At 44.6% G+C, this 19,839-nt stretch carries 15 protein-coding genes; 3 read left to right on the top strand and 12 right to left on the bottom strand.

Annotated elements, in window-relative coordinates; all coding sequences use genetic code 11:
• Positions 1-2 precede the first annotated feature (2 nt).
• Together rpoN and ABK01_RS03235 are read left to right on the top strand one after the other, a co-directional pair.
• Positions 3-1,499 (top strand): RNA polymerase factor sigma-54, encoded by a 1,497-nt coding sequence (gene rpoN, locus ABK01_RS03230; protein ID WP_230974574.1) that lies wholly within the window; start codon positions 3-5, stop codon positions 1,497-1,499.
• 3 nt (positions 1,500-1,502) lie between these two features.
• Positions 1,503-2,372 (top strand): hypothetical protein, encoded by an 870-nt coding sequence (locus tag ABK01_RS03235; RefSeq protein ID WP_253676224.1) that lies wholly within the window; start codon positions 1,503-1,505, stop codon positions 2,370-2,372.
• Positions 2,373-2,465: 93 nt separating this feature from the next.
• Here ABK01_RS03235 and ABK01_RS03240 read toward each other — a convergent pair whose 3' ends face one another.
• The 4 genes from ABK01_RS03240 to ABK01_RS03255 form a co-directional block, all read right to left on the bottom strand.
• Positions 2,466-3,857 (bottom strand): ADP-ribosylglycohydrolase family protein, encoded by a 1,392-nt coding sequence (locus tag ABK01_RS03240; RefSeq protein ID WP_212566039.1) that lies wholly within the window; start codon positions 3,855-3,857, stop codon positions 2,466-2,468.
• Positions 3,858-4,349: 492 nt separating this feature from the next.
• On the bottom strand, positions 4,350-6,032 hold the full coding sequence (locus tag ABK01_RS03245) for an ABC transporter substrate-binding protein (RefSeq protein ID WP_253676225.1): 1,683 nt from the start codon (positions 6,030-6,032) through the stop codon (positions 4,350-4,352).
• Between the two features lie 63 nt (positions 6,033-6,095).
• Positions 6,096-7,025, bottom strand: coding sequence for a carbohydrate ABC transporter permease (locus ABK01_RS03250; protein ID WP_212566041.1), 930 nt, complete (start codon positions 7,023-7,025; stop codon positions 6,096-6,098).
• Positions 7,019-7,933: an ABC transporter permease gene (locus ABK01_RS03255; RefSeq protein WP_212566042.1), complete on the bottom strand. Its 915-nt coding sequence runs from the start codon at positions 7,931-7,933 to the stop codon at positions 7,019-7,021. Before ABK01_RS03255 ends, ABK01_RS03250 begins: the two co-directional genes overlap by 7 nt.
• A 219-nt stretch (positions 7,934-8,152) precedes the next feature.
• Here ABK01_RS03255 and ABK01_RS03260 point away from each other — a divergent pair, with 219 nt between their 5' ends.
• Complete coding sequence (locus tag ABK01_RS03260; protein ID WP_253676226.1) at positions 8,153-9,574, top strand: alpha-L-fucosidase; 1,422 nt, start codon at positions 8,153-8,155, stop codon at positions 9,572-9,574.
• A 156-nt stretch (positions 9,575-9,730) separates the two neighbouring features.
• On the opposite strand, the gene ABK01_RS03265 is transcribed toward ABK01_RS03260, so the two are convergent.
• The 8 genes from ABK01_RS03265 to ABK01_RS03300 form a co-directional block, all read right to left on the bottom strand.
• Positions 9,731-10,072 (bottom strand): type II toxin-antitoxin system RelE/ParE family toxin, encoded by a 342-nt coding sequence (locus ABK01_RS03265; RefSeq protein WP_253676227.1) that lies wholly within the window; start codon positions 10,070-10,072, stop codon positions 9,731-9,733.
• Entirely contained in the window at positions 10,062-10,346 is a 285-nt protein-coding gene (locus ABK01_RS03270; RefSeq protein WP_212566044.1) for a type II toxin-antitoxin system Phd/YefM family antitoxin, read from the bottom strand. The genes ABK01_RS03265 and ABK01_RS03270 overlap by 11 nt, the downstream gene beginning before the upstream one ends.
• 327 nt (positions 10,347-10,673) lie before the next feature.
• Positions 10,674-11,723 (bottom strand): type I glyceraldehyde-3-phosphate dehydrogenase, encoded by a 1,050-nt coding sequence (gap, locus tag ABK01_RS03275; protein WP_016523140.1) that lies wholly within the window; start codon positions 11,721-11,723, stop codon positions 10,674-10,676.
• Positions 11,724-12,006: 283 nt separating this feature from the next.
• The gene (gene xseA, locus ABK01_RS03280) at positions 12,007-13,194 is read right to left on the bottom strand and encodes an exodeoxyribonuclease VII large subunit (RefSeq protein ID WP_253676228.1); all 1,188 of its coding nucleotides are present in this window, start codon (positions 13,192-13,194) and stop codon (positions 12,007-12,009) included.
• 88 nt (positions 13,195-13,282) lie between these two features.
• On the bottom strand, positions 13,283-16,684 hold the full coding sequence (locus ABK01_RS03285; protein WP_253676229.1) for a leucine-rich repeat domain-containing protein: 3,402 nt from the start codon (positions 16,682-16,684) through the stop codon (positions 13,283-13,285).
• Between the two features lie 562 nt (positions 16,685-17,246).
• On the bottom strand, positions 17,247-17,924 hold the full coding sequence (locus ABK01_RS03290) for a DUF3298 and DUF4163 domain-containing protein (RefSeq protein WP_253676230.1): 678 nt from the start codon (positions 17,922-17,924) through the stop codon (positions 17,247-17,249).
• Positions 17,925-18,077: 153 nt separating this feature from the next.
• On the bottom strand, positions 18,078-18,818 hold the full coding sequence (locus tag ABK01_RS03295) for an RluA family pseudouridine synthase (protein WP_212566049.1): 741 nt from the start codon (positions 18,816-18,818) through the stop codon (positions 18,078-18,080).
• On the bottom strand, positions 18,818-19,735 hold the full coding sequence (locus tag ABK01_RS03300) for a hypothetical protein (RefSeq protein ID WP_253676231.1): 918 nt from the start codon (positions 19,733-19,735) through the stop codon (positions 18,818-18,820). The genes ABK01_RS03295 and ABK01_RS03300 overlap by 1 nt, the downstream gene beginning before the upstream one ends.
• Positions 19,736-19,839: the final 104 nt, after the last annotated feature.

The raw sequence follows: 19,839 nt of genomic DNA on the forward strand, positions 1-19,839 counted from the left end.
AGATGGGGCAAACGCTTGGGCAACGGCTTGAGCAGCGGATGAGTCAAAGTCAAATCCAATCACTCGATGTATTGGCAATGCCGACTGCCGAACTCCGTGAAAGGATTACAGAAGAGCTTGCTGAAAATCCTGCCTTGGAGCTTGTCCGCGGAACACAGCAGCCCTCTGTGCCGTCAACCGGTCAGACAAAATCAATCGAACCGACAGATTCATATTACCGCAATGAGCGAACATTGTCAGCGTTTTCGACAGAAGCAAGCGATGCGTTCCAAACTTTTTTGGAAAACATTCCGGCGCCTCAGCATCAGAGTTTGCAAAGCCATCTTTTGGAACAACTGTTTGTTCTCAAGATCGAGCCGCTTACCGCTTCTTTTGCCGAACGGATTATTGAGAATTTGACAAATGACGGTTTTCATGTTGTCCCGCTCAACGAACTTTTTAAAGCGGAGCTCTCTAAAAAAGAAAATGAGAAAGAATATTCTTTTACACGGCATAAAATATCTCATGCATTATCGGTTGTTCGACGGCTTGATCCTATCGGGTGCGCAACGCAGAATTTTAAGCAATCGCTTTTGGTGCAAGCAAAGATTTTATTTCATGACAAGATAAAAATCGATCCCGTTTACGCCTATACTATCGATATATTAGCGCATCATTTTGCCTATTTGGAAAAAGCCCGCCCGTACTCCCTTGTTCGTGCCGTCAATGAGGATTCAACAATCGCTTATAAATTGACCCAAGAAAATGCAGAGGATATTCTTGCATTGATTGCTTCGTTAAATCCTTTTCCAGGAAGGGCATTGACAATGGATATAACACCGGATGAATATATTATTCCCACAGCCTTCATCGAACAGAATGATCAGGAATTTACTGTAAGAATAAATAATCTTGAAGTGCCGCTCCTTACCGTCTCACCCGAATTTCAGGACTTAATAAGCCATACCAAAGATACAGCTGCAAAGACCTACATTAAAGAGCAGATACAAAAGGCAAAGGCTTTTATTGGGAGTTTAAATCAGCGAGAAAAGACAATTATAGAGGTATTGCGTAAAATAGTGTCAGCACAAGAAGCGTTCTTTTTAACCGGAGATAGACGCCGATTGGTTCCACTTACTCAACAGCAGATAGCGAGAGAACTGGATATCCATGAATCTACGGTATCGAGGACGGTTGCCGGAAAATATGTGCAATGCCAATGGGGTACCTTTGAGATACAATACTTTTTTACTAATTCCGTAGCAGTAAAGCTGCAATCGCAGTCCAATGCTTCTTTGCAATCAGATATTTCCGCATCGCCCGGGATTTTCGCGACGAGGGAAGGGGTTAAAGATTGTATCAAAGAGCTGCTGACCGAACACGCTGCAAAAGGATCAAAGCTATCGGATCAAAAAATTTCCGACTTATTACAGGATAAATACGGTATTGCCGTCGCCCGCCGCACGGTTGCAAAATACCGAAAAGAGCTCGATATCGGCTCATCATATAATAGGACATAGCAAATGAAACTAAAAACCATCATTTTCTTTTTTTGCGCTATAGTGTTTACGTCTTTTCTTTTTGCTCAGACGGAAAACACAGTTCTTCCCGATCCCAATAATCCTGATTGCATTTATGAAAAAGCACAGCTGGGCGAATGCTTTATCCACATGGCAAAAATTACCAACCCTTCAAAGGGTTCCGCTCCGGCGGTTGAAGTGCTTTTTAATTCCGATTTTAGGTGGGAACCCTGCAGCCCCGATGACGGTTGGGGACGGGAAGGTAAAACATATCGCTACCATGAAGAAGAAGTACCCGGTACCGCTGTCTTTTTTAGCATCACTAATAAGCTAAACGACGTAACCTATTACCGCATAGAGGGTGTTCATCCGTTCGATTTACCTCTGTATGATGCTCCTGCTGAAGCGGAAACGCTTCAACGGTTTATTTTCTTTAAATTTACCGCCTACGCAGCGAAGGGAAGAAGCTTTGAAAACTATCTTAATAATTTAATGTGGGCGGTAGACACCAACACGAAGCTGCTTTACTCGTATGGAATGCCGAGTGATTATAAAAAAATAATCGGAAACAATTATATCCCACAAAACTGGCTGCCTTATGAAACACATCCGAATACCGTTGATGCAAAGCTAAAATTTTATGAGTACGATCCTATCGGCTTTATTTCTCTTGAAAAAGACTATAATTTTTTAGGGGTAAAAACAAACGTGCATTTATATGATTGGTGGAATGAATCGGTCGGCGCAGGCTCTTCTATGAAAACGGTAAAACAAAAGCGTTTTATGCCGCGTCTTTCGGACGATGCGCTTGAAGACTGGACAGTCCGCGATGTCTCCAAGCCGGTGCGCTCACCTTACCGGCGGCCGTCTTGAGGGGAGACTCCTCTGAACCGTTGTTCTCTTTTGCACCGAAAGCAAACATAGACACGTTTAGCAGTACAAACAGACTGACACACATAGCCTTTTTCAGACATCCTCTAATTGTTTTACAACCGATACGGTCTTGTTAATAAGTTCTTGCAAACTTACCGTTTTATTTCCCCGTAAATAGGTTATAATTTCATCATCAAAAGGATCCGTCCAGTGCTCTTCGATTCCTCGTGTGCCTAACTTTGCACCAAGCGCAGCTCCCAGCTGTGCGGCGTTACAATCGACATCTTGACCGCACATTGCAATATAGTGCATAACATCGTTAAAATTATCTTTGCCGAAATACAACGCAACCACCTCTGCCGCCGCATTCGGATACGCATGGATCCAGTTATACCGCTTATATTTTTCTTCGCATGCGGCCCATGCCTCATAAAAATCATTTTTTTTCATACACTGTGCTAATGCAAAGTGAAGCACGGAAGCATATTCCGAATCCTTAGGGATACAGGAGACTGCTTTTTCCAAACATCTCCGCATAGGCTCTTCCCCGTATGAAAGGCTGACCAAAACGGCATTAAACACCTCTCCGAGGATTCCATTCCCGTGGTGCGAAATTTCCGCATCGCGCCATGCAAGTAGTGCAGCCTTATGAGGATTTAACGGGGCTACCTGACCGCATACGGCGCCGCGCATCTGTGCGCCTATCCATTCACGGTACGGATTCCTAAACATACCGCTTTCAGGGGGATACATCCCTCTGCGTAAATTATCCAATGCAACCTGTTCGGCAGACCAGCCGCAGGGTATTAACTCCAGCCATTGGTCGGCAATATCGGCGCTTGTCGGTATCCCCTGCACTTTGCAGCACGCCTCCAGAAATGCTATCTCGTATGTTATATCATTGTTGTAAGTATTCGGGGTACGCACATAAGTACGGATTTCGCCGAATTTTTTTTGCAGCTGTGCCGTTGTATATCCCTCAAGCGCCGTTCCCAAGCCTCCGCCGCATAAACGACCGAGCCATGCCGCCTTTGTTTTATCGTACAACACAGCATTTGGTACTGTTTCTGTGGCTGCTTCGGGAAACTCGATTACTTTTTCATATTCACTAAAGTTTTGATACAGCTTACTTTTCCAATAGTCGCTTGAAGTATCGCTCGGACACATAAAAAGGATATTAAATATGCGGGCAGTAATCCTTTGCAGCGCCTTCATATCATTCCGCTTTAGTGCGGAAAGCCCCTCCGGAAACAATTCCTCCGCGGCACTTACATCGCACCCCAGCGCTTCTATGGACTGGACTGCCGCAATCACCAGGCTTTCAGGAGCATGAGAGCAGGGCGTATGGCTTGCCCAATACATACGAAGTTGATCGTCCGCCTGCTTTTCAGCAGCATTCGAAGCTGCCCATGTTTGCTCGTCTTCTGACAATACCACGGGAACAGCATTTTTTGTTAAATCGTAAATATACTCCCACGCTTTCATATCATCCTCACATCGGCTCTAACTTTATGAAAACATTTTTAGAAAACATTTTCATAACTCTATATAAAGGATATCCCCGAAATTTCCATCTGTCAAATGTTTTTATCGCCCTTCCAGTTATCGTCCAAACAGCCAAGCCATCCCTTTTTTCCGTTAGCCCCGCAGCCGAAGAATGTACGTCCTGTACTTCTCTGCCGATGTACATCCTTGTTACATCGGCAGAGAACAAGTTTTGTGCCAAAACTTGCTACTGATTTATTTCCCGCCCATCCGTGGGCGTTCTGACGACGAGTTCGCGGTGCGAACGCGATACTGCGTGGAACCACCGCCCGTCCTCGCCCAAGAATGTGCGTCCTTGCACATTCTTGGGCTACGAGTTCGCAATGCGAACTCGTTTCTGCGTTACACCCCGGACGTCCTTGTCCGTTCTGATACGTTGAGGACTGTTTTTTGCGCAGCAACGCCGTAGACGGCATGCATATTTTTAAAAGGCTACTTGTACTGTCGGTTATACGCAGTCTGCATATTCTCAAGAACTGCAGACAGCTGGAGCTTATCCAAATTCTTTAGATAGTTATCCCATTCCGTATCGCTGTTGATATCCATGGTACCGACCATGAATTTAACGGCGCTCTGGCGGATATAGTTGGCAAGCTCTTGCTTCACTGTAGAGAATTTTTCAATTTCTTCTGCAGTGTACTTTAACGGCGGCACTTCTTTATTGACATCTGCATAGGGTTTATACAGATTATGAGTTTCATCGTAGAGAACTTTCTCAAGGTTTTTCGGCGCATAGTAGTCGCCGCTGAGGTCAACAGCCTGCCCGAGCCGGAAGGATGAGATTTCAGCAATGGTTTGTCCTTGAATAAAGGTTACATTCTGCGGGTCTTTGTCGTTCCACGGTTTCAACTGCTTCCAGATTGCTTTTTGACCGTCTAAACCGACATCACCTTCGGCTGCCCATGCCCATGCATCTCCTTCATTGCCGTACTTCTGCTTAAGCGTACCTTCGGTACTGTACATATAGTCAAAGTAACGGAGAATTGCCTCGGCATGAGGTGTTTTGGCTGAAAGAACGAGCGCGCCGGTTCCCGGTACGGACAAGAAGTTTACGGCTTCGCGTACTCCTTGCGGTCCCTGTAACGGTGCAATAGCTTGGAAGTGTAAGAAACGTTCTCCGCTTAATGAAGAGAATTGACCTCTCCAGCCGCCGGCGACAAAGCCGACTACCGGTTCTGCAGAGCTTTCAACAAGCTGTGTCAGTTGACTTGAATCTTGCGTAAAGGAGCCGCTGTAAATCAAGCCTTCTTTATAGAGTTTATTGATAAATTTTAACGCTTCGCGGTATGCGGGTTTATTTACTGCGGTATCGACTTTTTTATTATCAAGCAAATAACCGGTGTTTAATTCCGCATCGGCAGAAATATTGGTATCAAGGTCGCAGTAGATAAACGAGTTGATGATAAAGCGTTCAACCTGATCATTCCAACCGATAATGGAACCGGCAAGCGGTATTTCATCTTTTTTACCGTTACCATTGGGATCGTTATCGCGGATGGCAACAAGTGTGTCATAAAACTCATCGATGGTTTCCGGCACTTTAAGTCCGAGTTTATCGAGGAAGGGCTTGTACACAAACATCTTCGCTGCATTCGTACAATGATAGCAAACTTCCAAACGAGGCAGCGAGTAAATATTACCGTCCGTCATGGTCATAAAGCCCATTGCGCCGGGGAAATCCTCTAGGGCTTTCGTTAAATTGGGCAGCGTACCGTCGGAATAGAATTTATTAAGCGGCATAAATAATTTTTCTTCCGTACCGTATGCAGTCTGATCTTTAAATGTGATTCCCATGCCTAAAAATGCATCCGGTAAATCGCCGCCTGCAAGGGTAAGCGGGAGTTTTTCCGACGCCGCTTGTTCAGGTACCATAATCCAGTTTACTTTAACGCCGGTTTTCTCTTCCATAAATTTGGAAAATTCGTTCGTGTTAAAATCTTCAACACAAGGCGGCTGCGCAACCATAATATTCACGGTAATAGGTTCAGTAACAATGGGGTATGTTCCTTTAGGCGTATACTTCCCTTTTTCCGCAGTTTCCGATGCCTTGCATCCGCTGATGATAACGCATGCAATAAGCGCCGTAGCGCATACAATACCGGTGATCCTTTTCATATTCCCTCCTTGATATCTAATATCGATATCTAAAATCGGCTTATAGCCTGATTTTTACTATTTTTAGCCCTTTACGGAACCGATCATCACGCCTTTTACAAAATATTTTTGTACAAAAGGATAAATAACCAAGAGCGGTAAACTGGCCACCACGATAAGCGCATACTTGACGGTTTCCGCAAGTCCTTGTACGCGGACAGCCGCGCTTACATCCGACAGCATTGTCGGGTTCGTCTTATTCACGATTAAAATATTGCGCAATACAATCTGCAGCGGGTAGAGCTTTTTATCCTGCAAGAACACTAAGGCGTCAAAATAGCTGTTCCAAAGGACTACCGCATAAAAGAGCGACAGCACCGCGATAATAGCTCCCGACAACGGAATCACCACTGTAAAGAAGAACCGCAGATCGGAACATCCGTCTATTTGCGCAGCGTCATACAGCTCATTGGTGATGGTTTCCTGCAAAAATGTGCGCGCGATGATAACGTTCCACACATTGACCGCATTGGGGAGCACAAGCGCCCAGCGGGTATTGTAAAGTCCGATCCCTTTTACGACAAAATACAGCGGTATCAGTCCGCCGGAAAAGAGCATCGTCGCCATAATAAACTTGGTTACGAATTTTCTTCCATAAAATTCTTTGCGCGAAAGCGGATATGCCAGCAGCATCGAAAGAGACACGCTGATAAAAGTCCCCAGCGCCACATAGATGACGGAGTTGAGGTATCCCAGCCCGATATCCTTGTTTGCAAACACCGCCTTGTATGCCGTCAAATCGAAATTGACCGGAAAAAACGTAACCCGATGCTCAATCACTGCCTTAGGATCGCTCAAAGAACAGGCAATAATATACAAGAGCGGATACAAAACGATGATAAAACACAGGCCCAAAAAGACATTGTTTATCCCGTTAAAGAGATTGTCAAAAGGCGTTTCCCGAATTTTCGACGATTGTTGTTTCTTCCATATAAAGTTCTGAGTTTTTACCATAATCCGCCATCCTTTTGCCGCAACTTCGCCAGATAGTTAAAAAGAAGAATAAGCGCTACATTGATAAGAGAATTGATAACGCCGATGGCGGTTGAGTAGCTGAAATCGTTATTGACCAATCCCATCTTATACACATACGTCGACATGATTTCGGCGGTTTCAAGATTGAGCGGATTTTGCATCAAAAAGGCCTTTTCAAAACCTAAGCTCATAACGAACCCCATGTTCAAAATAAACATGATAACGATCGTGTTTCTGATACAGGGTAAATCGATATACCAAATTTTCTGAAATTTATTTACGCCGTCTACACGCGCGGCTTCATACAATCCGGGGTCGACGGAGGTAAGCGCCGCAAGATAAATAATGGCATTGTAACCGGTATTCTGCCATAAGGCCGACCACACATAAATATGCCGAAAAAGTTTCGGTTCCCCCATAAAATTTAAGGGCTCAAGCCCGAATTCCGCCCGTATCACATTGAACAGTCCCAACGCAGGATCCATAAACTGCATCAAAATTGAGACCATAACCACTGTCGAAATAAAATACGGCGCATACGTTACCATTTGAACGGATTTACGCCAGAGCTTGCTTTGCGTTTCGTTCAACGCAAGCGCCATAATAACCGCAATCGGAATTGAGGCAAAAAGCGCATACATACTCAGGATGAACGTATTCCACATAATCTGCAGCGCAGAAGGATTACTGAAAAATTTAACAAACTGCGCCAAACCTACCCACGGACTTCCCCAAATACCTTTCGAAATACGGTATTTTTTGAACGCAAGCAGGATGCCGTACATCGGCACGTACTTAAATATGATAAAATACAGCATCGGTAAGGCGATAATCACATAAAACTGCCAATGTGCAAGCAGTTGCCGCTTTATACTCTTACTTAACATATATACAGTATTACACCGGTTCTTTCGGTTTGAAAGCGTTGAAATTTTAAAATTAGGTATGCTGATATAAAAATAGGGGGCATTTTATGTAAAAAGGGTCATTTTTTGAACACCATCAAAATCGCCCTTTATTTTGCCGGTATATCAAGTACAATAGTTGCACATACACACTATTATTCGTGCGGAGGATTTAATACCCTGACGCTGTTCGGAGGATATATGAAAACAAGTTTATATACGGAACATCAATTACAGGCAATACGGAGATGGCAAAACCTGCAATTCGGTATGTTTATCCACTTAGGCCTCTACTCGCTTGCGGGAGGTTGTTGGAAGGGCGTTCCCGTCAAAAGAGGCTATTGTGAACAAATACTTTCTCACGGGGAGCTTCCGCAAGCCGACTATGAAGCTTTACTGCATGAATTTCTCATACCGGATTTCAATGCGGAAGAAATTGTCCGCCTTGCCAAGGCTGCTGGAATGCGCTACATAGTGGTTACCTCAAAGCATCATGACGGCTTTTGTCTTTTTAATACAAAGACCACATCTTATAACAGCATGAATGCGGCTTGTAAGCGGGATATCGTTGCCGAACTCAGTGCAGCTTGTAAAAAAGAAGGGCTTGCATTCGGCGTATATTTTTCACTCATCGACTGGCACTGCCCTGATGCTCTTCCGATAAGCGCTCATAATTCCGACCGCATTCCGCCGAAACACCATGAATATAACTGTGCCCAGTTAACCGAACTGCTGACAAATTACGGTGAGATTTGTGAATTATGGCTCGATATGGGGTACCCGACTGCCGAACAATCACAAGATATGTATGCGCTTGTACATTCGCTCCAAAAACACATCATGATTAACGGACGTATATGGAACGATATGGGCGACTTTGCTACGCTCCCTGATAATGCAATGCCCGAACTGCCGGTAAATGAATACGAATTAAACATTCCATGGCAAACGCCGGCTTCTATTTATAAAGAAACTTGGGGATATAAAAGTTGGCAGGAACGCGGCAGCATTGATGAAAAAATCACCGAATTAACCGGAAGTTTACGCCGTGTCGTATCCGGCGGCGGTAACTATCTTCTCAATATCGGGCCGGATAATACCGGTGAGGTTATTCCTTTTGAAAAAGAAGTCTTAGAGGGGATCGGCCGCAGTTTACGCAAAACCCCTCTTCCGCCTGCCCGTAATTTCGGCAGGGATGAAACTCAAACGGCAGCGTGTCATGCCCCCCTTATTCAGGCAGAAAAAGACGGATCTTTCCGGTTGACCGCTTGCATAAACCTCTTCCGTTATACGGGTAGTGAATACTATACTTTGCGGCCGATTATAACGGGAAAGCGCTGGCAGTTAGCCGTTTCGTCCGAGTCCGTTCAAACGGTCTTTATGTTAGGCTGGAAGTGTGTTTCCCCTCTAAAAGAAGATATAAAGCTTTGTTTTGAAGATAACGATACGCGGCTGTATTTTTCGCTTCGTAAGGGGAAAACATACGGTCTTATCAGCTCCTGCTACCGCTTACCGCAAAACCGCCGTATATGCGTACTGGAGCTTTCCACCGTTGGGGCACCCCACTGCCGCGGGGAACTCATCCCTGACAGCATGGTGCTGACCTTGGAAAAAGCCGAGTAAAGCGCGTTTCTGAAACTACACGGGGCAGGAGTTCAGGCACTCCTTGATATTGTCGTTGAATCATAAATAAGCAACTTTTTTGCCTTGAAAATTTATTCTGTTAAATATGGTAAAAATATAATATTTTTTCTTTATAATGTCTGGTTGACGCGGGAATTAGATTTTATTTCCATAATAACGAGACAATTTTGAAATTATTATATCTTCAAAATTTCTCCGACCATCAATAATTGTATGAACTATTACTTTATCTTCCGAAATTTCATACACAATTCTATAGTACCCTTGAATTAACTCTCTATATTGTGAAATTCCCTGCCGCTCCAATTCAGGAACCATTCTTCCACGTTTCGGATACTGCTGTAAGGACATTATATTTGTTTCAAATTCAGAAACTATGTTCTCTACATAATTAAGATTTAAAGAAAAATAATACTCTACAATTTCATTCAAATCATCTTCTGCAAATTGCGAAACAATAACTTCTTTAATTTCCAAGATTATACAGCCTTCGCAAATTTGTAAAAACTTCCGAAGCAGGTTTCGTTTTCCCGGCTTTTACATCCTTTTCAGAAAGGTGAATTATTTTCAACAAAGTAAACGCATTCTTCATTTCCTGATATGACTCAACATCAATTAAAACTGCCCGTGATTCCCCATTTTGTGTAATGATAAGCGGTTCTTTTCTGTCATTCACAAAATTCATCATATCAGCGGCATTTGTCTTTATGTATGAAATCGGTTTTATACATTCCTGAACATTTGTGATCATACAAGTCTCCAGTCTTTTTATATTACTATATTTAGACTGATTGTTCAACCATTCTATACTCTTAACTGCAAGCCTTCCCATCAGGCACAATTAATATATTCCGCGTTTCCGCTCTTACCATTTCGGAATAATAATTTTTGTAGGGGAGATATATCGTATCGATGAGTTCATAACGGGAAGAACGGAGATTCCAAATCTCCCCGTAACTTGATAAATAGCATCTATAAGGAAAGGTCAGCGCTGCAAAAACATCGCATTTCAAGGTAACCTGTTCAGAAACGGAAGTTTCCAAACAGGTTGATTCATTTCTACAGCGCTGCAGGGAAGTTATTTATTCATAAATTTGAGCAGGTCGATAACGCGGTTGGAATAGCCCCATTCGTTATCATACCACGAAACTACTTTGAAGAAGCGCTTTTCGCCCGGAAGGTTATTCTGGAGCGTTGCCTTGCTGTCGTAGATCGAAGAACGCTTGTCGTGAATAATATCGGTGGAAACGATTTCTTCGTTGCAATAGCCTAAAATTCCCTTCATATAAGTTTCAGAAGCTTTCTTGAAAGCTGCATCCAACTCTTCAATAGAGGTATCTTTTGTTGCGCGGAAAGTTAAATCGACAACCGAACCGGTTGGGGTCGGTACACGGAATGACATACCGGTCAGCTTGCCCTTTGTTGAAGGCAATACCTCACCGACAGCTTTAGCAGCGCCGGTAGTAGACGGGATAATATTGATAGCAGCAGCCCGTCCGCCGCGCCAATCTTTCATTGAAACACCATCAACAGTTTTTTGTGTTGCGGTATAGGAGTGAATCGTCGTCATCAATCCCGTTTCAATTCCGAAACCTTCTTTTAAAATGACATGAACGATAGGAGCCAAACAGTTAGTGGTACAGCTTGCATTGGAAACGACATGATGCTTTGCGGGGTCATATTCGTTCTCATTGACACCCATAACGATTGTCTTAATGGGCTTTGCGGCATCGGTACTCTTGCCGGGTGCGGAAATAATAACCTTCTTTGCACCCGCTTCCAAATGTCCATAAGCTTTTTCGTTTGTATAAAGGCCGGTACTTTCGATAACAACATCGATACCCAATTCCTTCCACGGAAGCTGAGCGGGAGTTAAGCCCTTGCCGGAGACACATTTGATTTCGTGACCGTTGATAACGAGTACATCATCACCTTTTGTACCGATTTCGGCATTCATCTTGCCTTGTACGGAATCGTATTTAAGCTGATATGCAAAATATTTTGCATCGGTTGAAAGATCGACAACCGCAACGACATCGAATTTATCTTTCCCAAGCAAATTTTGTTCAACCAATGCTTGGAACACGAGCCGACCAATTCTGCCAAATCCGTTAATAGCTACTTTCATATTTACCTCCCATAAAAAGTCAAGAAGAAAGTATCAACTTTCGATTGACTTTTTACGCACGTCCGTAACGAAGTGAGAACGTGCAGATGATATACAAGTTTGCGATCGAGCAAACTTGGGTAAATAAAAGCCGTGCTATTTGTACGGCTTTTATTTTACGCTCCTTAGTAAGAATTTTGAACACACTGAGGGAAAGTCGTTAAACGATACAGCGACTTTCTTTGCGTTCTATAAATCTTTTTTTAACTGTAAATAAAAAGGGGTGGGTTGTCAATATCGAGTATTACCTTTCCGTAGAGGCTTTGATTTCACCATCGGCAAGCCTAATGCGGAGTTCTTCGGCAGCTACCGCATCCTGCGCACGGCGGAGTACAAGTCCCGTTTGCCGGTTGTAAACGATAGAATACCCTCTATTAAGAATTTCCTGCGGGTTTGCACCTTCAATGGTACGAGTCAGCAAGGCAAGCCGGTGCTTTGTATCGGTCAGGCGCGCCTGCATTGTGTACAACAGATTTTCTTTCGCATCGTCAAGGCGCATCAAAAGCGGCTGCTCAATGCGGCGGAATTTCATCTCAAGCGATTCCGGTGTAAACCCTTTAATCGTAAGCCGTATTCTTTCCACTGCGCGGCCGATACTGTGCAACATATCAGACTGTATTTGAGTAATGGTATCGGTGATTTCGTCTAAGACCGGTACGGCAAGTTCGGCGGCGGCAGACGGCGTAGGCGCACGCACATCCGCTGCAAAGTCGGTGAGCGCCCAGTCGATTTCGTGCCCGACTGCGCTGATGACAGGAATTTCAGAAGCGGCCACAGCGCGGACAACCGCCTCATCGGAGAAGGGCAACAGGTCTTCCAAAGAGCCGCCGCCTCTTCCGATAATGATAAGCTCTCCGAGCTTATACCGATTGGTGGTTTCCAACTGCCGTGCCAACACAGGCGCCGCCTCCGCTCCCTGCACGGGAGCGGGAAGCACGGTAACACTTACCGTGCGGTTCCTGCGCGAAAGTACAGTGAGGATATCGCGCAGGGCGGCGCCCGTTGGGCTGGTAATCACAGCGATACGGAGCGGGAAAAACGGCAGCGGGCGCTTTCTGCTTTGGTCAAAAAGGCCTTCGCGCGCGAGTTTCTGCTTCCGCTCTTCCAGCATTTTCAGGATAGCGCCTTCTCCGGCAAGTTCCATCGTTTCAACAATTATCTGATATGAACCCCGCTGCTCATATACCGATAGCGAACCTGATACCACAACCTTGAGGCCGTCTTTCGGCTCAAAACCGAGCGTCCATGTTCGGCCTTTAAACATAACCGCTTGCAGTGCGGCTTTTTCATCTTTTAGGGTAAAATAGAGGTGCCCGGTGCTTGAAGGGCGGCAGTTGGAAATCTCCCCCGCGATGCGGAGAGAGGTAAAATTTTGCTCAAAAAGCGATTTGATAATGCCGGTAATCTCTTGTATCGAATATACGTGATCCATACCGGCATCATATCATAATATTATAAAAAATCCATGCCGCCGATCGTATCACGATTGCCGGTGTTCTCCTGAAATTTTCTGCCGAAGCTTAATAGCTTCCGATTCTACTCGCAGGATATTTACACGGCTCGCCGGTTACCAGCGCTTTAATCCGGTCAAAATGTGCGCCGCTCTTTATAAACACTCTTTTGCATGCTCCAAAGCTCCATGCTGAAACAGGATATCCAAAAGCAATATAACCTAATTCTATGATACTTTCAGGTAATTTAACAACGGCTTTTCTACAAGCATAAAAAGCTTCCTCACCGATTGTTGTAAGCCGTGTACATAAAGAAAGATCTACGGGTTGCAGCTCCTCACAGAAATCAAACGCATGGCTGCCGATTTCCGTAAGGTTTGTACATACTGAAAAATCAAAACTTTGCACTTTTTTGCAGCCGGAAAAAGATGAACTATTGATTTTTTGTAAATTTGCAGGGAAAGATATTATACCTGTCAATTCCGCACAGTCAGAAAAAGCGCTATTACCGATTTTGGTAAGCTCGGTACATGCGGAAATATTTATGCCGGTTAAACCTGCGCATCCATAAAAAGCAGTCGAACCGAGCTCTTTAAGACTTGCAGGAAAATAAATTATTCCCGTCATTGCTTCACAACCGGAAAAAGCAGCCCCACCGATTTCGGTAAGCGCCGTACATGCGGAAAAGTCTATACCCTGAAGTTTTTTGCAGTCTTCAAAAGCACCGAGGTACACAGGCCCCCCATCTCTTCCTTTTATGCTTCTAACATTTGCAGGAAATACGATGATGCCCATCAAATTTTCACATGATCTAAACGTCTCCGGTGCAATTTCAGTAAGCTCCGTGCAAGCTGAAATATTTATACTTTGAAGCTTTTTACAGTCTTTAAAAGCCTCCGCACCGATCGTTGTAAGTGTTGCAGGGAAAACGAGTGTTCCCGCCATTTCTTCACACTCGCCAAAAGCGCTCTCACCGATTTCGGTAAGCGCCGTACACGATGAGATGTTTAAGCTTTGAAGCTTTTTACAGCCGTAAAAAGCAGCTTCTCCGATTGTTGTAAGTGTTGCAGGAAAAACAAGTGTTCCCGCCATTTCTTCACAGCTGTTAAAAGCGTCCTCACCGATTTCGGTAAGCGCCGTACACGATGAGATGTTTAAGCTTTGAAGCTTTTTACAGCCGGAAAAAGCACTTGCTCCGATTGTTGTAAGTGTTGCAGGGAAAACGAGTGTTCCGGTCATTTCCTTACATTCGGCAAAAGCGCTCTTACCAATTTCGGTAAGCGCCGTACATGCGGAAGTATCTATACCGGTTAAGCCGGTACAACCCATAAAAGCCCTTTCGCCGATTGTTTTAAGTTTTGCAGGAAAAACGAAGGTTCCCGTTATTTCTTTGTGCATAAGAAAAGCGTATGCACCGATTTCGGTAAGCTCTGTACACGCGGAAAGGTTTATATCTATCTTTATTTTAGTCCAATCAAAAGGAGTATCGCCTATTTTTTGAAGACTTGTCGGAAGAAAAACCATCCCCTCCATTTCTGTACAGCCCCAAAAAGCACTCGTACCAATTTCGGTAAGTTCCCTACACGAGGAAGTATTTATTCCGGTTAAGCTAGTACAGTTCTTAAACGCTTCCTTGCCGATTGTTTTAAGTTTTGCAGGGAAAATGAGTGTTCCCCTTATTCCTGTATGATAGAAAGATTGCTCACCGATTTCGGTAAGCTCGGCACAAGAGGGAAAATCTACCCTTTGAAGATTCTCAAGGTTTGCAAAAGCTTGCTTACCGACTGTTTTAAGACTTGCAGGGAAAACAATCTCTGTCATATTTATACAACCGGAAAAAGCTTCCTTTCCGATGTCAAGAGGCGCCGTACAGGTGGAAAAATCTATATTCCGGAGTTTTTTACAATCGAGAAAAGCAGATCTATCAATTTTTTCAAGTTTTGGGGAGAAATTAATAGCGGTCAATCCCTCACAACGGGAAAAAGCCTCCTCCTCGATTTCGGTTAGCTCCATACAAGTGGAAAAATCAAGGATTTGAAGTTTTGAACAGTCTCTAAAAGCCTGTAGAGCGATTTTTTTAAGACTTTTAGGGAAAACTATTGTTGCTAATTCCGTACAGTCAGAAAAAGCCCACATGTCGATTTCGGTAAGCTCCGTACATGCTGATAAAGTTATATTTTGAAGCTTACTACAGCGGTTAAAAGTACCGCTGGCAATTTTTTTTAAGCTTGGAGAAAAAACAATTGCTGCTACTTCCGTACAGTCAGAAAAAGCCATAATTCCGGTTTCAGTAAGCTCAACGCAGGCAGAAAAATCTAAACTTTGAAGGTTTTTACAGTCCAAAAAAGCATATCTACCGATTGTTTTAAGACTTGCAGGGAAAACAAGCGTCCCTGCCATTTTTTCGCAACTGTGAAAAGCGGCTGTACCGATTTCGATAAGAGAATCAGCTTGAGAGAAATTAAGCTGTTCTATCGGGGTTTTTGCAAAAGCATCTTGTCCGATTTTTGTAATAACCTCTTCGCCTATTTTGCCGGGGATAACCAGCACTTTGGGTAAATCGTTCTTTGCACAGGTATAACCGGTTATGGTGCCTTTTCCGTCCGTTTCAAAAAGAGAAGAATCTGCCGGTACGTCTTTTAATTCCTCGGTACCGGCAAAAACGGTTTCGTCTTTTGTAAAGGTTTTTGCACCGGTAAGCATCTCTCCGTCTTTACCGGTAAGTCGCCATTCTTTAACCGCGTGTTTCTCTTTAACAGTGATTCGAGCCTCTGCTGCGGCTTTAAGGTTTTTCCACATTGCGCCGCTTACAGCACTAAAGGTTACGGGCGAGTTCACCGTTACCCCTTCGTCCCCCGTAACGGTGATAGTAATTCTGGCAGGAACCGGATCGGTGCTCTTGCGGGAAACAGCGCATACGGTTTCGTCTTTGGTAAAAGTATCCGCATCATCCAAATAGGCACCTTCGGAAGTGCCGCGCTTCCAGCCGTCCGTTATACGGCCATCTTTTAACATTACCCTGCCTTCTGCCTGCGTTTTTATATCCTTCCAAAGGGAACCTTTCTCTACCGTAAGCGTATGTTCGGGGCACAGGCCGTAGCCTTCATCGGCATTCACTGTTATCGTAATGGGAGTGCTGATATGCTTTTGTTTTGAAAGTGCAAAAACCGTTGTGTTTTCGGTAAACCGGTAATCGTCGCTCAATCCCATTCCATCTTTGCCGCCGAGCTTCCAACTGTCTCCCTCAAATCCGTCGGCGTAGGTAACCAGGATACGTGCTTTCACGTCCTGCCACTGCGTCCCATTATTAACCTGAAAGGTATTCGGTTCCTGTACAACGGTGTGCTCATCACCTGTTACGGTAACAGTGACGATACTGTTGCGGCTTTCTACATTGGGTTTACACCCGAAAACCGGTACACTTAACAAAGCGACGAATACGGCGAATGCGAAAACATGGGTACACTTCATGGTAAGCTCCTTTATGATGATGCTTCTTTGTGACTAATTGATAAGAATTTCGTACTTTTGCAAATATACGGGCATCTGTGTTGTCTATTTGCAAAAGGCTAATAGCTGAGCTTGCTCCGGCTATAGATACGTATTTCATAGGATACGAAGGAAGAGCGTATCCTATGTAGACCTGAAAACAGTAAACAAAGAAAATAATAAGATTTGAATTTATTAAGTCTATACTATATAATGACTTAATATATATATATATATGGGGGGGGGGGGCAAGCTCAATACGCAATGCGGCTGCCTGCATTACGCAGAGCTTACAAAAAGAGAAAAGTGAGTTTGCAGCGTATAAACTTTGCAACATAATATGCAGAAGTATACCACGGGTACGGAGTGGTGTCAAGTACAACCGGAAAAAAATCCACGGAAATCAGTTTTTGCCATTTTCATAGGTTTTGAGGCCGAAATTACCGGAAAAATACTAAAAAAGCACCTCATTTTTTCTAAAAACATCATAGAAATAGTTAGATTGCAATATCATTTTTCAAAAACTGAGTTCCATGGAAAACATCTACTTAAACAACGAGCGGGGAACAACAATTTCCGGCATACCGGAAGCATACGGCCCGACTTGATATTGGCTGAAGATAATACGGACGGAATTTTTTTCAAGCTTAAAGATTGCAAAATTTTCTTTCGCCGGTTCAGTGCCTTTGTTAATCCAATCCTCGTCGGAGGAAAATTTCTGTTTTTGAACTTGAGCATTCAGCTGTTTACGCGCTTCGGTTGAAAGAGCTGCAAGCCAATCTTTCCGCGCCGGTTGTAAAGCTTCTTCTAATGAGAGCAGTTTTTTGGTTTGCTTGCTGTAGGTTATCGGGATGAGGAAGGTGCTTCCATGCGCCCCGCCGGCATATTGATAGACATTCAGCAGAAAACTGATATGATTAGTATCTTCATACACGGAGCTGCTGTCGATATCGAATTCAAAAACTTGCGGATAGGCGGGCGCTTCTGCAGAAAAGAATTCGTTATTAAAAGCTTCAAGATTTTTTTGCACGATGTCTGAAACTTGCGCGTTTAGAAGCGGCTCTTTTTCAAAAACGGGATAGTCGATGTCGGCCTCATAGCTGATTCCCTTTTTCTTGTTTTTATCTTTATCCTTTGCATAGACCGCGAGCGGCAGGCAGCACAGCATCAAAATAAAACCGAATGTTGCACTTATACGTAAAGTGCGATGAAAATTTTTCATATTATTCTCCTGTAAAAATATCTAGTCGTGTGTACCGATAACTGATAAAACAGCTGCAAAGTCTGAAAGGTTACCGCAGACATGGCATATGCATTGAGAGAACGGCATTATAACTGCTCGATTGTATGATAGTATGATAATAGCTGCACCCCCTTACAGCTTTTGAAGCTGATGCACCGTACTCTTAAAATCCTTCGCGTATTCCGCAGTAAAGGAGAAAGGTTCGCTCGTCCGAGGATGCTTGCCTTCCAATTGATAGGCATGCAGTGCAAGCCGCCGGATAAGCGGCTGTTCCGTATACACATCACCGCGCCATCGCTGCTTGAGCTTGGAAAGAAGCACCGGTTTGCCGCTGCCGTAAAGGGAATCGCAGACAATCGGATAACCGGCTGCTGCTAGGTGAGCCCTAATCTGGTGCGTTCTGCCGGTAATGGGACGAGCTTCAAGCAGGGAGAATTGCCGAAAGGTTTCCAGCACCGTAAAGTGCGTTATCGCATCTTTGCCGCGCCGTTTATCCACAACGGTACGGTGTAGTGCATCCCCGTCGGCACGCAGCGGCAGGTCAACGGTAAACTGTTCTTCCGGTACCCGCCCGTGAATCAACAGCCGGTAGATTTTCTTTATTTCTCTATCTTGAAATGCGGCGTTCAACGCACGGTGCGCTTCCGCATTGAGGGCATAGAGCAAGATGCCGGAGGTGTCTTTATCAATCCGGTGCACAGCATAGAGTTTTTGACACAGCGGTGCAATCTGCGGTAGCTGTTTTTGAATGAGCAGGTCGAGCCGCGGGGCTTCACTATCCCAACGGTCGGCAGCAACTAAAAGACCGGCGGCTTTATTCACCGCAATCATATCTTCATCGGCATAAATCAGCGTAAAGGGCGTTTTTTTCATCAAGCATTCCTCTCATTCCTCAATTTTAAAAATCGGATTAATTCTGCGTAGCTTTCGCAATCGGGTAAAATGGAAGGGGTGCCGTATTCGGGAGAGATTAATACGTGGGCATCAAGCGCCTGCGAAAAGAGCGCAGGGTATTCGGCTTCGGGAATATGAGGGAAGAGATACCAGCCTTTTTGTGTCCATATACTGGGGACGAGGCGCACCGCTTCGGCTTTTCGATTGAGCGCCGCCTGCCGTTTCTTTACTATTATACGGCTTACCCTTGCGCTGCGTCCTGCCGCCCCCGAATGGTGCTCGTCTGCTAGTTTGAGCTCATCGAGTTTAATTTCTTTGAGTTGAAGTTCTTCCATCTTACGCTTCAAATCGAAAAATGCCCGCGCAAGGCTGTACGCAAGCGGCGGAAACAGTATATCAGAAGGAGGCAAGCGTTCTTCAAATCGACTTCCCGCAGCGATAATGCCGCACGGTACCGGATAGGCGGGCGTTACCAGCATGAGACTATCGGCTATCGGCTCCTTAGAATCGGAAGCGGGATCAAAGTCTAAAAACGGCCGCCATACCGGCAGCGGCTGTACCGCATCGGTTCGACCGGCATATAGCACAGAACCGGCTATCCGTTCCGCCTTATCCTGCGTTTCATACCAGCGGATAACGGGATAATCCGGCAGCAGGGCTTCCAACGCACGCCGTAGTTGAGCATCGGCCTTGGTCGGCAAAAAGCCGGTGAGTCCCTTATCCAGAAATTGCTTACAAACCAGATTCGCTTGTCCTGTTCTTCGGCCTAAAATAGCCTTTCCTCCGTCAAGCCACAGGTCGAGCAGCCGGACATTCTTTTCCGTGTATAAATAGTAACCGCGGGCGCGCCGAACGTTTCCGTACCGCTTGCGGATTTCAGTATAAATATCGATCATTAGGGCGCTATCATCGCATAACGGCAAAAAAACTACAAGAGAACAGGTGTTCAGGGAACGCATCAGCTCTCTTTTTAATCTCCCCGCCAAATAAGGAGACCTGA

It is taken from the genome of Treponema sp. OMZ 305, from assembly GCF_024181325.1.
GTDB lineage: Bacteria > Spirochaetota > Spirochaetia > Treponematales > Treponemataceae > Treponema.

Coding starts and splice junctions, on each gene's coding strand:
- rpoN (WP_230974574.1), top strand. CDS start 3: ATGGGGCAAACGCTTGGGCAACGGCTTGAGCAGCGGATGAGTCAAAGT.
- ABK01_RS03235 (WP_253676224.1), top strand. CDS start 1,503: ATGAAACTAAAAACCATCATTTTCTTTTTTTGCGCTATAGTGTTTACG.
- ABK01_RS03240 (WP_212566039.1), bottom strand. CDS start 3,857: ATGAAAGCGTGGGAGTATATTTACGATTTAACAAAAAATGCTGTTCCC.
- ABK01_RS03245 (WP_253676225.1), bottom strand. CDS start 6,032: ATGAAAAGGATCACCGGTATTGTATGCGCTACGGCGCTTATTGCATGC.
- ABK01_RS03250 (WP_212566041.1), bottom strand. CDS start 7,025: ATGGTAAAAACTCAGAACTTTATATGGAAGAAACAACAATCGTCGAAA.
- ABK01_RS03255 (WP_212566042.1), bottom strand. CDS start 7,933: ATGTTAAGTAAGAGTATAAAGCGGCAACTGCTTGCACATTGGCAGTTT.
- ABK01_RS03260 (WP_253676226.1), top strand. CDS start 8,153: ATGAAAACAAGTTTATATACGGAACATCAATTACAGGCAATACGGAGA.
- ABK01_RS03270 (WP_212566044.1), bottom strand. CDS start 10,346: ATGATCACAAATGTTCAGGAATGTATAAAACCGATTTCATACATAAAG.
- gap (WP_016523140.1), bottom strand. CDS start 11,723: ATGAAAGTAGCTATTAACGGATTTGGCAGAATTGGTCGGCTCGTGTTC.
- xseA (WP_253676228.1), bottom strand. CDS start 13,194: ATGGATCACGTATATTCGATACAAGAGATTACCGGCATTATCAAATCG.
- ABK01_RS03285 (WP_253676229.1), bottom strand. CDS start 16,684: ATGAAGTGTACCCATGTTTTCGCATTCGCCGTATTCGTCGCTTTGTTA.
- ABK01_RS03290 (WP_253676230.1), bottom strand. CDS start 17,924: ATGAAAAATTTTCATCGCACTTTACGTATAAGTGCAACATTCGGTTTT.
- ABK01_RS03295 (WP_212566049.1), bottom strand. CDS start 18,818: ATGAAAAAAACGCCCTTTACGCTGATTTATGCCGATGAAGATATGATT.
- ABK01_RS03300 (WP_253676231.1), bottom strand. CDS start 19,735: ATGATCGATATTTATACTGAAATCCGCAAGCGGTACGGAAACGTTCGG.